Source organism: Paracoccus xiamenensis, assembly GCF_011308835.1.
Classification (GTDB): Bacteria; Pseudomonadota; Alphaproteobacteria; order Rhodobacterales; family Rhodobacteraceae; genus Paracoccus; species Paracoccus xiamenensis.
In genome coordinates, this window is sequence record NZ_JAAOHY010000001.1 from 794,195 (window position 1) to 807,588 (window position 13,394).

At 63.4% G+C, this 13,394-nt stretch carries 13 protein-coding genes; 9 read left to right on the plus strand and 4 right to left on the minus strand.

The genetic code is table 11. From position 1 onward, the window contains the following. The first annotated feature begins 148 nt into the window (after nt 1-148). Complete coding sequence (gene fdhD / locus G7044_RS03920) at nt 149-937, plus strand: formate dehydrogenase accessory sulfurtransferase FdhD (RefSeq protein ID WP_328803799.1); 789 nt, start codon at nt 149-151, stop codon at nt 935-937. On the opposite strand, the gene G7044_RS03925 is transcribed toward fdhD, so the two are convergent. Next, nucleotides 934-2,157: a multidrug effflux MFS transporter gene (locus G7044_RS03925; RefSeq protein ID WP_235931122.1), complete on the minus strand. Its 1,224-nt coding sequence runs from the start codon at nt 2,155-2,157 to the stop codon at nt 934-936. The genes fdhD and G7044_RS03925 overlap by 4 nt on opposite strands. Before the next feature lie 117 nt (nt 2,158-2,274). On the opposite strand from G7044_RS03925, the gene G7044_RS03930 reads away from it, so the two are divergent. The 4 genes from G7044_RS03930 to G7044_RS03945 all read left to right on the plus strand — a co-directional run bounded on the left by G7044_RS03930 (nt 2,275) and on the right by G7044_RS03945 (nt 6,628). Continuing rightward, complete coding sequence (locus tag G7044_RS03930) at nt 2,275-3,243, plus strand: glycosyltransferase family 2 protein (RefSeq protein WP_166326217.1); 969 nt, start codon at nt 2,275-2,277, stop codon at nt 3,241-3,243. A 121-nt stretch (nt 3,244-3,364) separates the two neighbouring features. Further along, on the plus strand, nt 3,365-5,311 hold the full coding sequence (gene thrS / locus G7044_RS03935; protein ID WP_166326220.1) for a threonine--tRNA ligase: 1,947 nt from the start codon (nt 3,365-3,367) through the stop codon (nt 5,309-5,311). Between the two features lie 199 nt (nt 5,312-5,510). Next, nucleotides 5,511-5,717, plus strand: a complete 207-nt coding sequence (locus tag G7044_RS03940) for a cold-shock protein (protein WP_166326223.1) — start codon at nt 5,511-5,513, stop codon at nt 5,715-5,717. A 272-nt stretch (nt 5,718-5,989) separates the two neighbouring features. After that, nucleotides 5,990-6,628 (plus strand): DsbA family oxidoreductase, encoded by a 639-nt coding sequence (locus G7044_RS03945; protein ID WP_166326226.1) that lies wholly within the window; start codon nt 5,990-5,992, stop codon nt 6,626-6,628. A 102-nt stretch (nt 6,629-6,730) separates the two neighbouring features. Here the strand turns inward: G7044_RS03945 and G7044_RS03950 are convergent, their stop codons facing one another. After that, nucleotides 6,731-7,288 carry a YcbK family protein gene (locus tag G7044_RS03950; protein ID WP_166326229.1) on the minus strand — a complete coding sequence of 186 codons (558 nt, stop codon included), beginning with the start codon at nt 7,286-7,288 and terminating at the stop codon, nt 6,731-6,733. A 286-nt stretch (nt 7,289-7,574) separates the two neighbouring features. On the opposite strand from G7044_RS03950, the gene G7044_RS03955 reads away from it, so the two are divergent. The 4 genes from G7044_RS03955 (at nt 7,575) to G7044_RS03970 (ending at nt 11,879) form a co-directional block, all read left to right on the plus strand. Next, nucleotides 7,575-9,170 carry a L,D-transpeptidase family protein gene (locus G7044_RS03955; protein WP_166326232.1) on the plus strand — a complete coding sequence of 532 codons (1,596 nt, stop codon included), beginning with the start codon at nt 7,575-7,577 and terminating at the stop codon, nt 9,168-9,170. A 70-nt stretch (nt 9,171-9,240) separates the two neighbouring features. After that, nucleotides 9,241-10,326, plus strand: coding sequence for a UDP-3-O-(3-hydroxymyristoyl)glucosamine N-acyltransferase (locus G7044_RS03960; RefSeq protein WP_166326235.1), 1,086 nt, complete (start codon nt 9,241-9,243; stop codon nt 10,324-10,326). A gap of 12 nt (nt 10,327-10,338) precedes the next feature. Next, on the plus strand, nt 10,339-10,599 hold the full coding sequence (locus G7044_RS03965) for an acyl carrier protein (RefSeq protein WP_166326238.1): 261 nt from the start codon (nt 10,339-10,341) through the stop codon (nt 10,597-10,599). A gap of 71 nt (nt 10,600-10,670) precedes the next feature. Next, complete coding sequence (locus G7044_RS03970) at nt 10,671-11,879, plus strand: beta-ketoacyl-[acyl-carrier-protein] synthase family protein (protein ID WP_166327331.1); 1,209 nt, start codon at nt 10,671-10,673, stop codon at nt 11,877-11,879. A gap of 166 nt (nt 11,880-12,045) precedes the next feature. Here G7044_RS03970 and G7044_RS03975 read toward each other — a convergent pair whose 3' ends face one another. Both G7044_RS03975 and G7044_RS03980 read right to left on the minus strand, forming a co-directional pair. Beyond that, nucleotides 12,046-12,813 carry a hydroxypyruvate isomerase family protein gene (locus G7044_RS03975; RefSeq protein ID WP_166326241.1) on the minus strand — a complete coding sequence of 256 codons (768 nt, stop codon included), beginning with the start codon at nt 12,811-12,813 and terminating at the stop codon, nt 12,046-12,048. Beyond that, entirely contained in the window at nt 12,789-13,379 is a 591-nt protein-coding gene (locus tag G7044_RS03980) for a DUF1285 domain-containing protein (RefSeq protein WP_166326244.1), read from the minus strand. The genes G7044_RS03975 and G7044_RS03980 overlap by 25 nt, the downstream gene beginning before the upstream one ends. Nucleotides 13,380-13,394: the final 15 nt, after the last annotated feature.

Genomic DNA, 13,394 nt, shown 5'->3' on the forward strand with positions numbered 1-13,394 from the left:
TCCTGTCTGCCATGTTAGGCTGCCCCGGTCTGGCGCGCAACGATCATGGGGTCGGAAATGCCGCCCTGATGGGAAGCTTCCGCCGATCACGCCCTTGACCGCGTGCCCGCATCCCGGTTCAGTCGCGCCAGTTTGACAGGAGAGACCCGTGAGCGTTCTTGCCACCTCTGCCCGGCGGATGTCGGACAAAACCCCGATCGGGGTCGATCTGGCCGAGGAAACCGCCATCGCCATCAGCTATGACGGCACGACGCAGGCAGTGCTGATGGGCAGTCCCGCCGACCTGGAAGATTTCGCCTATGGCTTTTCGCTGACCGAAGGCATTGCCACGCCGCAAGAAATCGAAGCGGTCACGCCCGAGCGTGTCGAGCAGGGGATCGACCTGCGCATCTGGCTGGCCCGCGATGCGGGGCAACGCTTTATCGGGCGCAGGCGGCGGACGGTGGGGCCGGTCGGCTGCGGGCTTTGCGGGGTCGAGACGCTGGCGGCGGCGATGCGAGAGTTGGAGCCTGTCGTGGGGGAATGCGTGATTTCCTCGGCCGATCTGGACGCGGCGCTGGCGCAGATGGATGCCGGGCAGCGGTTGCGCGATGCGACCGGGGCCAGCCATGCGGCGGGCTTTCTGGTGCCGGGGCGTGGGCTGATTGCGCTGCGCGAAGATGTCGGGCGTCACAATGCGCTGGATAAGCTGGCGGGTGCCTTGCTGCGCGGCGGTCATGTCGGGCTGATCGGGCAGGGGGCGGTGGTGCTGACCAGCCGGATCTCGGTCGATCTGGTTCAGAAAACCGCGGTACTCGGTGCGCCGGCGTTGATCGCTTTGGCGGCGCCGACCTCGGCGGCGGTGGCGGCGGCGGAAGAGGCCGGGATCGGTCTGGCGGGCCGCGCACGGTCCGCCGCGCGGGCCGAGATCTATGCCCGGCCCGAACGTTTCGCCTAGTCGCGCATCCGTCCCATCAGCAGCCAGGCCAGCACCGAACAGATCAGCGTCGCCAGCATGATCGGAAATGCGGTGCCGTCATAGGCAAGCCCCACCGGGGCGGCGATCAGCACCGCGCCAAGACTGGACAGCGCCGCCACGACGCTGGCGGTCATGCCGGCCAGATGCGGCATGTTCTGCATCGCCAGCGCATTCAGGTTGCCGAAGGTCACGCCGGCCATAAAGAAGACGCTGACGGCCCAGATGAAGAAGCCATAGAACGCGGCATTTCCTTGCAGCGCCCCCGAGGCGACCAGCAGCAGCGCCAGCGTCGAGGATACGACCTGCATCGCATAGGCCGAACGCGCGATCCGCCGCATCCCGTAGCGCATGACATAACGCGCATTCAGCACCGTGCCGATCCCCGACAGCAAGGCCATCAGCGCGAACCATTTGGTGAAGGTCTCGGCCCTACCATAGGTCTCGCCGAATAGTTGCTGCGAACTGGACAGCAGCGCGAACATCTGGCCAAAGCCAAGCGTCAGCACCAGCGTACACAGCATGACCTGCCGGTTCGACAGAACCTCGCGGGCGGACAGGAACAGGTTGCGCAGGCTCAGCGGCACGCGACGGGTCGGGGGCAGCGTTTCGGGCTGACGCAGTCCGACCCAGAGACCGCCGACCAGGCCGAAGATGATGAAGGCCACGAAGACCGACCGCCAACTGCCAGCGGCGTTGATGATCAGCTCACCAATGGTTGGGGCGACGGCCGGGATCATGATGAAGATCATCATCACGAAGCTGGTGATCCGTGCCATCTCGCGACCCGCGTATAGATCGCGGATCAGCGCCGTCCCGGCGATCCGGGGGCCCGCGGACCCAAAGCCCTGGACGAAGCGCAGCACCAGCAGCGATTCCAGCGTCGGCGCATAAAGCGCACCGAATGAGGCGGCGATATAGATGGCAGACCCTAGCAGAATCGCGGGCTTGCGTCCGATGGCGTCCGACAGCGCCCCCGCGCCCGCAGTGCCGACGCCCATGCCCGCCACAAAGGCGGTCAGCATCAGCTGGGCGCGGTTGATGTTGTCGGGCGACAGCTCTGCCGCGATCTCGGGCAGGGCGGGCAGCATGGCGTCGATGGAAAAGGCCACCGTTGCGAACAGCACGGCCAGCATGACCACGAATTCAAACAGGGGCAGCTGGCGCGCGCCTGCCGGGGATTGAGAGACCGGGGTCTGCATGAGGCTCACCATGTAACGAGAATTGCGCCATATACCCGCCCGCCCGCAGGGGCAACCCGTCTGGGCTTGCGCGGCGGGGTGGCCTTTGGCAATTTCCCCGCCATGAACGAGACCGAGATGCCCCAACCTCCCCGCCATATTCTGCTGAGCGCCATGAAGGACGAAGGTCCTTTCGTGCTGGAATTCGTTGCCCATCATCGTGTGCTGGGCTTTGATGCGATCCATATTGCCAGCAACGACTGCACCGATGGCACCGACCTGTTGCTGGACGCGCTTGCCGCGCAGGGGATCGTGACCCATACGCCGAACCCCGTTTCTACCGGCGACATCCCACAGCATCGCGGCTATCAGCGCATCCGCAGGCAGCACCAGACCGACGAGGCTGACTGGACGATGGTGCTGGATGCCGACGAGCTGCTTTACGTCAATGTCGGCAACGGGCGCGTCAGCGACCTGACTGCGCTTGCGGGGCCAGAGATCGACATCATCGCGCTCAGCTCGATGAACTTCGGGACCGGCAAGGGGATGGATTGGCAGCCGGGCCGCGTGGCCCCGCAGTTTACCAAGCGCCTGCCGACGGCAGACCCGCATAACAAGCCGGTCAAATGCCTCAGCCGCGGGCGGGGGCGCTGGTGGAAGATGCACAATCACCATCCCGTCGGCTATCTGCTTGGCCCCGAGGTCACCTATATGCGCGGCAATGGTGAGGTCTCCCGCTTCCCCGCCACCGACAAGATCTGGGACCACCTGCGGGCCTTTCCCACCGACCGGATCACCCATGAACTGGCGTGGTACAATCACTATCCGATCAAGTCGATCGACAGCTTCATGATGCGGCGCAGGCGGGGCCGGGGGGCGCGTGCAATCGGCGACGAGCCCCAGAACCTCCGCCATACCGAACAATACTGGATGCGTTTCGCGGGCGCCAGGATCGAGGACCGTCGGATCCTGGACCGTTACGGTGCCGAGACCGAGGCCGAAATGGCGCGCCTGCTGGCCCTTCCCGGCGTCGCCGAAGCCCAGGCCGAGACCGAGCGGCGCTATGGCGCGTTGATCGCCGAAATCGCCAATGACCCCGACCTCTGATCGCCCGACAGTTGATAATCACCTTTCAGTTGACATTTCAGTCCCTTCGTCGCATTTCACCTGCCGACATAACCCGCAACCGGGCGTTCCGTGGGCGCCAAACTGACGAGGAGAACGGCCGATGAGCCAGATTTCCCTGACATTCCCCGATGGTGCGAGCCGTGATTACCCCGCCGGGATCACCGCCGCCGAAGTTGCTGCCTCGATCGCGCCAAGTCTGGCCAAGAAGGCGATCTCGGCCAGTCTGGACGGCCGTCACATCGACCTCGCCTGGCCGATCACCGAAAGCGGCACGCTGGCGATCAACACGATGAAGGACGACGCCCCGGCGCTGGAACTGATCCGGCACGACTTCGCCCATGTCATGGCGCGTGCGGTGCAGGAAATCTGGCCCGATGTGAAGGTCACTATTGGCCCGGTCCGCGACTATGGCTGGTTCTATGACTTCGACCGGGCAGAGCCGTTCACGCCCGAAGATCTGGGCCGGATCGAGGCGAAGATGAAAGAGATCATCAACGCCCGCGATCCCGTCCGCACCGAGGTCTGGGACCGTGACCGCGCCGTCGCCTATTACAAAGAGCGTGGCGAGCCCTTCAAGGTCGAGCTGATCGACCGCATCCCCGGAAACGAGGATCTGCGGATGTATTGGCATGGCGACTGGCAGGATCTTTGCCGTGGGCCGCATCTGCAAAGCACCGGACAGCTGCCCGCCGATGCCTTCAAGCTGACCCATGTCGCCGGGGCCTACTGGCTGGGCGACAGCACGCGCCCGATGCTGCAACGCATTTACGGCGTGGCTTTCCGCAACCGGGATGAGCTGAAAGCCCATCTGCACATGCTGGAAGAGGCCGCCAAGCGCGACCACCGCAAGCTGGGCCGCGAGATGGACCTGTTCCACATGCAGGAAGAGGCCCCCGGTCAGGTCTTCTGGCATCCCAATGGCTGGACGATCTACACCCAGCTTCAGGACTATATGCGCCGCCGCCAGCGCGATGGCGGCTATGTCGAGGTGAACACGCCGCAGGTGGTCAGCCGCAAGCTGTGGGAAGACAGCGGGCACTGGGAAAACTATCAGGACCACATGTTCATCGTCGAGGTGGACGAGGAGCACGCCAAGACCAAGACGGTCAACGCGCTGAAGCCGATGAACTGCCCCTGCCATGTGCAGATCTTCAATGTCGGGCTGAAATCCTATCGCGACCTGCCGCTGCGCATGGCCGAATTCGGATCCTGCAACCGTTATGAGCCCTCGGGTGCATTGCACGGGATCATGCGGGTGCGCGGCTTCACGCAGGATGACGCGCATATCTTCTGCACCGAAGACCAGATCGAAGACGAAACCAAGCGTTTCATCGACTTCCTGTCCTCGGTTTACCGCGACCTGGGATTCCAGTCCTTCCGGGTGAAATTCGCCACCCGTCCCGAACACCGCGCCGGCTCGGACGAGACCTGGGACAAGGCCGAATCCGCGCTGTTGTCGGCCACGCGTGCGGCCGGGATCGAACCGGAAATCAACCCGGGCGAGGGGGCGTTCTATGGCCCGAAACTGGAATTCGTGCTGACCGACGCCATCGGGCGAGACTGGCAATGCGGTACCCATCAGGTCGATTTCGTGCTGCCCGAGCGGCTGGATGCCAGCTATATCGGCGAGGATGGGGCCAAGCACCGCCCGGTCATGCTGCACCGCGCGACGCTGGGTTCGTTCGAACGGTTCATCGGCATCCTGATCGAAAACTTCGCCGGCAAGCTGCCCTTCTGGCTGGCGCCCCGTCAGGTGGTCGTCGCCTCGATCGTGTCGGATGCGGATGATTTCGTCCATGAAGTCGTGTCCGCCCTGCGCGCCGCCGGTGTCCGCGCCGAGGCCGATACCCGCAACGAGAAGATCAATTACAAAGTACGCGAGCATTCGGTTTCAAAAGTTCCCGCTATACTTGCAATCGGTATGAAAGAGGTTGAGGATCGCACTGTCTCGATGCGGCGGCTGGACAAGCAGGGCAGCGAAACGCTGGGTCTGGACGCAGTGATCGCAGCATTGCAGGCCGAGGCGACGCCGCCCGACTTGGGCTGATTTACGCCGATGTCATTAAAAGTTAACGCTGCGAACATGTTTCGCGGCGTTTCTCGCTTGCGTTTTGTCGGCGCTTGTTCATGCTGGCGACGTGAGCATGACTTTCTACCGCCTCCCTTCACGGGGCAGCCGGAATCTCGAAAGGGCTGCACGGCCTTACCGCAACCCCGCGGTCAGGAAATTTGAAGGAGAGTACGGAATGGCCACTGGCACCGTCAAATGGTTCAATAACACCAAAGGCTACGGCTTCATCGCACCCGATTCGGGCGGAAAAGACGTGTTCGTCCACATTTCGGCTGTTGAGCGCGCCGGCCTGACCGGCCTGCAAGACAACCAGAAAATCAGCTTCGAGCTGCAGTCGGGCCGCGACGGCCGTGAATCGGCTTCGGATCTGAAACTGCTCTGATCTATTATGCGAGAGCGGCCCGATAGCTGCTCTCGCAATCATTCGGCCGAAGTGTGCGGGCGCTGCGCCTGTTCTACCGGTCATTTCTTCCTTTTATTGGCGGTCTGAACCTGCGCAGCAGGTGGATGGCCGATCCTGAAGGCGCGCTCTCAAAATCCGCGACCTTGTATTGGCGGCTGCTTCGGCAGGCCAAACTGATCCTGATTCATTGCACCGGGTCGCCTGTGCGACTATTCCGGTGGGATGTCTGACATGCACGGGACCAGAAGCCTATGACTACGCTTGATATCTTTGCCGATCCGACCTGCCCGTGGTGCCTTATCGGCAAGGCAGAGCTGGATCTGGCGCTGGAATCGCGCCCCGGCCATCCGTTCAACCTGGTCTGGCACCCGTTCCGGCTGAACCCCAATCTTCCCCCGTCGGGCGTCGACCACGTCGATTACATGAAGGCGAAATTCGGTGACGAGGCGGGCATCATTGCCGCCAACAAGCCGGTGCTGGAAGCTGCGGAACGTCTTGGCCTTTGGCTCAACATGGCTGCGATCGAGAGGGTTCCGCAAACGCTGGACGCGTTCCGGCTGCTTCATTGGGCCGGGATCGAAGGGGCGCAGACGCGCGTGATGTCCGGTCTGATGCGGGCCTATTGGCGCGAAGGGCGCAATATTTCCGATCCCGAGGTCCTGTCCCAAGTCGGGCAGGGCGCCGGGATGGATCCCGCGATGATCCTGCGGCTGCTGGCCAGCGATGCCGACCGCGAAGAGGTGCTGACGCGCGAGGCCCATGCGCGCGAGCGGGGGATCCGTTCGGTCCCGACTTTCATCATCGGCGATACGCATGTGCTGACGGGCGCGCAGCCGGCAGATTTGTGGCGTCAGGTCATCGACGAGCTCGCAGCCGGAAATCCGGCGTAACGCCCGCGTGATGAGGTCTGTCTAACCGAAATCCGGGACAGCCCTTGCGCGAATGCAAAGGCCCGCCAAGAGGCGGGCCGTTTTATGCGGTTGCGCTGTCGTTCAGGCGCCCCAGGTGCGGATCGGGCCGCAATCCATATGCACGAAGTTCGAGCGCGAGTATTTGCCGACGCCGCCACCGCGGCAAGCCATCGCGGCCTTGTACATCTGGTTGACCGAGCGCGATTTCAGCCGCAGGTCGGCGGCCTTGCCGGTCATGTGAAGCGAATTCTTGGCCACGCCTTCCGACCGCGACCGCAGCATGGCATTGGTCTTGGGCGAGCGGTAGCCCGACAGCATCATGTAGGGTTCGTTGGTTTGCAGCATCCGGTGCGATGCGGCGGCGATGTCGATGGTGCGCGGGTCGATCCCGATGGCCTGACCGCTGCGCCAGTCGCGCATGAAGTAATTGATCTCGTTCAGGGCGTCGCGAATGTATTTCCCATCGATCCAATAGACGGTGTCGATGCTTTCGCCGGTTCGCGGCGAGTACATGCTGACGCGCCGATAGTCGCCGGCGCGGCGCAAAATGCCAAAGGCGTTGCTGGCTACGGGCGCGGCCACAACGGCGGTTGCGGCAAATACCCCGAGGATGCCGCGGCGGGTGATGTCGATTGTCATTTCAGATCGCCTGTCCTGCTTTTCTTAACTCACCACAGTTCGGTGGCATGTCCCTGCTTATGCGGAACTGATTAAGAATATGTCACCAAGCCCCTACGGGCTGAAAGCAATTCGTTCCCTGCACGGCGAAATTGTGCCAAAATCGGCGGAAATCCGCCAGTCTGTGGTCTGCCCGCAACGATTCGATCAGCAAGGACGCGTCAAGGGGCAAGACGCCGCAGCTTCGCTGGACGATCCCATCCGCCGCTGGCAAAAGGGACCAAAAGTGCCGAGCAGAGGTTAAAACGTGAACAAGTTTGCGAATCGTATTCGCCGAATCGTCCTTGCCGGGGCCTGCCTGGCGATCACGCCGGTGCTGGCTGCGGCAATGCCCGCGCCGAAACTGGATTTTACCGAAGCCGAGATGCTGCTGGCCCAGACCGTCGCCAGCGATGCGGGTCTGGCGGCCTTTTACGGCGCGCATGGGCTGAAACCGGTCTTTCTGGGCCCCGAGGCCGAGGGCCGCCGCGCCGCGCTGCTGGCCGCCGTTTCCACTGCTCCTCAGCACGGGCTGCCACCCGTGCGCTATGATGTTTCCGGGCTAAGCGCGGCCGAGACCGGACAGGACATCGCGGTCGAGCTGCGCTATGCCCGGCTGCTGTCGCGTTGGGCCAATGATGTTTCCAACGGGCTGGTCGATCCGCAGCGCACGGATTCGATGAACAAGCGCAATGTGGCCCCGGTTGACATGTCCGCGCTGCTGGAAAGCCTCATCTCTGACGATCCGGCGGCTGCGCTGGCGGCACTGCCGCCCAACGATCCGGCCTATCTGCAGCTACAGGCCGTGCTGGCCGATCATGCCGCCTTGGTCCCGCCGGCCGATGCGCCGACCGTGGCCAAGGGCCTGTACAAGATTGGCGTCAGCGGGGCCGAGGTCGCTAACCTGCGCGCGCGGCTGTCCAGCATTGGATTCGCGCCGGACGTGACGCCCGCCGATCCGCAGCTGTTCGACGAGGACTTGGCCCAGGTCGTCGCCCGCTATCAGCAGGCGGCAGGACTGCCCGACGACGGCATTGCCGGCCCGAAGACGGTGGCGCAACTGAGCGGCGGCGATGCGGGGCCGCAGACGCGCCGGATCATGATCGCGATGGAGCGGCTGCGCTGGCTCAACGGCAATGACCTGAACGCGCGGATGATCTGGGTGAATATCCCAAGCTACATGGCCGAGATCCGCGAAAACGGGCAAACGACCTTCGACACGCGCGTCGTCGTCGGCAAGCCTGATCCCGATTGGGAAACGCCCGAATTCAGCGACACGATGGAATTCGTCGTGCCCAACCCGCGCTGGAACGTGCCCCAATCCATTGCCGCCGAATCCTACCTGTCGAAACTGCGCGCCAACCGTTATGCGGTGGCGCATCTGGACGTTGTGGATCGCAAGGGTCGGGTGATCCCCCGCGATCAGGTCGATTTCAATCGCTATAATGACAAGAATTTTCCCTATCGGCTGCGACAGAAGCCGTCGCCCGACAATGCATTGGGGCTGGTGAAGTTCATGTTCCCGAACCCCTGGAACATCTATCTGCATGACACGCCCTCGAAAGGGCTGTTCGGGAATCGGAACCGCGCCGCCTCGCATGGCTGCGTCCGCGTCGCCAAGCCGTTCGAGCTGGCCTATGATCTGCTGCGCGGCAATTCATCGGATCCCAGGGCGCTGTTCCACAAGGTGCTGGACACCGGCGAGGAGCGCTGGCTGAAACTGGAAGAGCCGCTGCCGATCCATCTGGTGTATTTCACCGCCATTCCCGGCCCGGACGGCACGCTGCGCACCTATCCCGATATTTACGGTCGCGACGCGAAGGTCTGGTCGGCGATGCAAAAGGCGGCCGAGGCCGGCACCTGACCTTCGGGACGCATGGGACTGGCAAAGCGGCCCGCGGATGTCTAGATCATTCCGCGAAAAGGAGACCGCCATGCAGATCACGATCAGGGAACTCGCGCAGGCTCTGAACGCCCGCGCCTGGGGCGATCAGACCATGTTGATCTCTGGCGCGGCAGAACCGGGTCAGGATCAGCCGGGCCAGATCGCCCTTGCGATGACGCCCAAATATGCCGAGGCACTGCGCCCCGGCAGCGCTGCCATCCTGTCGGAAGGCATGGACCCAGAGGCATACGGTCTGGCCGCAGCCATTTTCGCGCCGCGCCCGCGGCTGGTGATGGCCGGGCTGACGCGCAGTTTCGATCCCGGCCCCGACATTGCCCCCGGCATCCATCCCTGCGCGGTGGTCGATCCCTCCGCGACCATCGGCGCGGATGCGGCCATTGGTCCCTTCGTCAGCATCGGCGCGGGCGTGACCATTGGCGCGCGGGCGCGGATCGCCAGCCATGTCTCGATCGAGCGGGGGACGCAGATCGGCGATGATGCGCTGATCCTGAACGGCGCGCGTCTTCAGCACGGGATTCAGATCGGCGACCGGGTGGTGGTCCAGCCCGGCGCGATCATCGGCGGCGATGGATTTTCCTTCGTGACCGCTGAGGAATCAGGCGTCGAGGAAATGCGCCGAAGCCTTGGAAAACGCGAAAATTTTACTCCGCAATCGTGGGAGCGGATCCACTCGCTCGGCGGAGTCGAGATTGGCGATGATGTCGAGATCGGCTCTGGCGCGACCCTCGACCGGGGAACCGTCCGGGCGACGAAAATCGGGTCGGGCACCAAGCTCGATAACCTCGTTCATCTTGGCCATAACGTGATCATCGGGCGCGACTGCCTGATCTGCGGGCAGGTCGGTGTCGCGGGGTCGGTGGTGATCGGCGACCGGGTGGTCCTGGCGGGGCAGGTGGGCGTGTCCGACAACATTACCATCGGGGATGACGTGATTGCGGGCGGTTCGGCCAAGATTTTCAGCCGCGTGCCGGCCGGGCGCGTGGTTCTGGGCAACCCGGCGGTCGAGATGACCACCCGGCTGGAAATGGACCGGGCCACCCGCCGTTTGCCGCGACTCGCCGCCACGGTCGCAAAGCTTCAGAAAACTGTTACAGACTTGATCGAAAAGGCCTGAACGGAGAACCACATGACCGATATTCGCGATCGCATCAGAAACATCATCGCCGAACAAGCCATGCTGGACGTGGATCAGGTGACCGACGATTCCACCCCGGCCGATCTGGGCATCGACAGCCTTGGCCTTGTCGAATCGATCTTCGCGCTTGAGGAGGAGTTCGACATCACCATCCCCTTCAACGCCAACGAACCGGAGAAGTCGGAATTCGACATCTCGAACATGGGCAGCATCATCGCGGCGGTTGAAAAACTGGTGGCTGCGAAGGGATGAGTGCGAAGAAAGTCAAGGAAGACAAGGGCAAGGCGTCACCGACCCCTCAGGTTGTGCGGACGGCTGGCGGGCTGCGCCGGGTTGCCATCACCGGGATGGGAACGGTCAACGCGCTCGGCCTCGACGTGGCCGCGACGCTGGAAGCATTCCGCGAGGCGCGCTGCGGGATCACCCAGCTGGATTTCCGCGATGTCGACCGGCTGACCATCCAGATCGGTGGCCAGATCCATGACTGGCAGCCCGAAACCTGGTTCAACCGCCAGCAGATCCTGCTTTACGACAAGTTCACCCAGTTCACGCTGATGGCCGCCAAAGAGGCGGTGGCGCAATCCGGGCTGGAATTTCAAGGTGAACTCGGGCTTTCCGCGGGCGTGGTGCTGGGCACTGCGGCGGGCGGGATGAACACCTGGGACGAAAATTACCGCACCGTCTACGAAGAAGGGAAGAACCGCGTTCACCCCTTCGTGGTGCCGAAGCTGATGAACAATGCAGCTGCCTCTCATGTCAGCATGGAGTTCGGGCTGCGCGGGCCGTCCTTTACAGTCGCCACCGCTTGCGCGAGTTCGAACCATGCGATGGGACTGGCCTTCCAGATGGTGCGTTCGGGGGCTGCGCAGGTGATGCTGACCGGCGGGTCCGAGGCGATGCTGTGCTTCGGCGGCGTCAAGGCATGGGAGGGCCTGCGCGTCATGTCCAAGGATGCCTGCCGCCCCTTCAGCGCCAACCGCAACGGCATGGTCCAGGGCGAAGGTGCCGGCGTCTTTGTCTTCGAGGATTACGATCACGCTCGCGCCCGCGGTGCCGATATTCTGGCCGAGGTGGTGGGATTTGCCATGTCTTCGGATGCGCAGGATATCGTGATGCCAAGCGCCCAAGGGGCCGAAAGGGCGATCACCGGCGCGATGCGCGATGCCGGCCTCAACCCGCATGATATCGGCTATATCAATGCCCATGGCACTGGCACCGCGGCCAATGACAAGACCGAATGCGCCGCCGTCGCCCATGCCTTTGGCCATCATGCCGACCGGCTGATGATTTCATCGACCAAGTCGATGCATGGCCATGTCATCGGTGGCACCGGGGCGATCGAGATGCTGGCCTGCATCCTGGCGCTGCGCGACGGGATCATTGCGCCGACCATCGGCTATGAGGAGCCCGATCCCGAATGCGCGCTGGATGTGGTCCCGAATGTCGCCCGCGATGCGAAGGTCGATGCGGTCCTCTCCAATGCCTTTGCATTCGGCGGGCTGAATGCGGTGATCGCGTTGAAGCGGGTCTGAAGGCCGTTACGGCGCTTCCTGTCCGCGGCGACAGGGGCGCTGCCCCTCGGCCCGTTCCGGGCCTCACCCCGGGATATTTGGGCCAGCGTGATCCGCTATCGCTTTCATTCTGGCCCAAATATCCATTGCAGCACCTGCGCAGGGCGCGGCAAGGCGGTCGTCGCGGTTACATTCCGGCAGCGGGTCGCCCCATCCAGCGCAAGCCGGCCTCGGTCGTGGTCCGCGGGGTATATTCAGCCGCGACCCAGCCGGGATAGTGCGAGGCATCGACGGCGCGGAAGAAGGCCGGGTAATCGATATCGCCCTCGCGTGGCTCGTGACGGCCGGGGGCGCCAGCGATCTGGATGTGGTGGACGCGGTGGCGGTGCGTCTCCCATGTTGTCAGCACGTCGCCGGTGATCATATGGGCCTGATAGGCGTCGAATTGCAGCCCGAGATTGGGGGCTGCGACTGCGTCCAGAATCTTGGCGGCAAGATCGAAGTCGGACAGGAAGTAGCCGGGCATGTCGGTCTGGTTCATCGGCTCGATCGTCAGGCTGGCATGGGGTGCGCGCGCAGCGGCCCAACGCAGGTTTTCGATCATGCAGGCCATTGCGGGCTCGCCCTCGGCCTTGCCGGACATGATGTGGATGTGGCGTGCCGACAAGACCTCTGCCACGCGTAGCGCGCGCTCGAAATCGCGCTGGAACCGGTCGCGCAGTCCCGGCACTGCCGCGAAGCCGCGCGGACCGCCAGCCCAGTTTGGCGGTGGGCAGTTGATCAGCACGATGTCCATGCCGGCCTGTCGGGCGGCCTGACGCAGCTCTGGTGCTGCAAGGTCATAGGGGAAGAGGATTTCGACCCCCTGAAAGCCTGCGCGCTTCGCTGCATCGAATCGTTGCAGCATGGGGAGTTCGTTGAACAGTAGTGTCAGATTGGCGGCGAACCGTGCCATGATGGTAACTCCAACGGGAAGTAAACACCGGCCGAACGCACCCCCATCAGCCCGTCAGGGCCTTTGGAGGCCTGTTCGGCCAACCGATAAAAACTCTTGCGGTCTATCCGGGCGCGCAAGCCGCCACGAACCTCGACATAGGGGCGCGGCAGATCGGGCGTCCCTTCCATGACGAGCGGATGATCGGCGTCCAGACGGGCGCTGTCGCCGATATTGGTGTGAAAGACGATATCGGGACCGATATCGACATCCACGGCAATGAAGGGGGCGTCTTCGACCCGGATTCCGATCTTTTCGACCGGGGTCACAAGATAGTGACGTCCATCTTCATATTTCAGGATATTGGCGAACATCCGCACCATGCCGGGCCGGCCGATCGGTGAGCCTTCGTGAAACCAGGTCCCATCGGCGCGGATTTCCATGTCCATTTCGCCGCAATAGGGCGGGTTCCACAGATGCACCGGTGCGGGGCCGCGTATGCCGGCCTTGCGCGCAGCCGCGGCAATGCCGTCTGCGCGATCCCCCGCCGGCCCTGACCTTGATGCGATGTCGGACGTATTGCCCATTTCACCTGTGTTCGA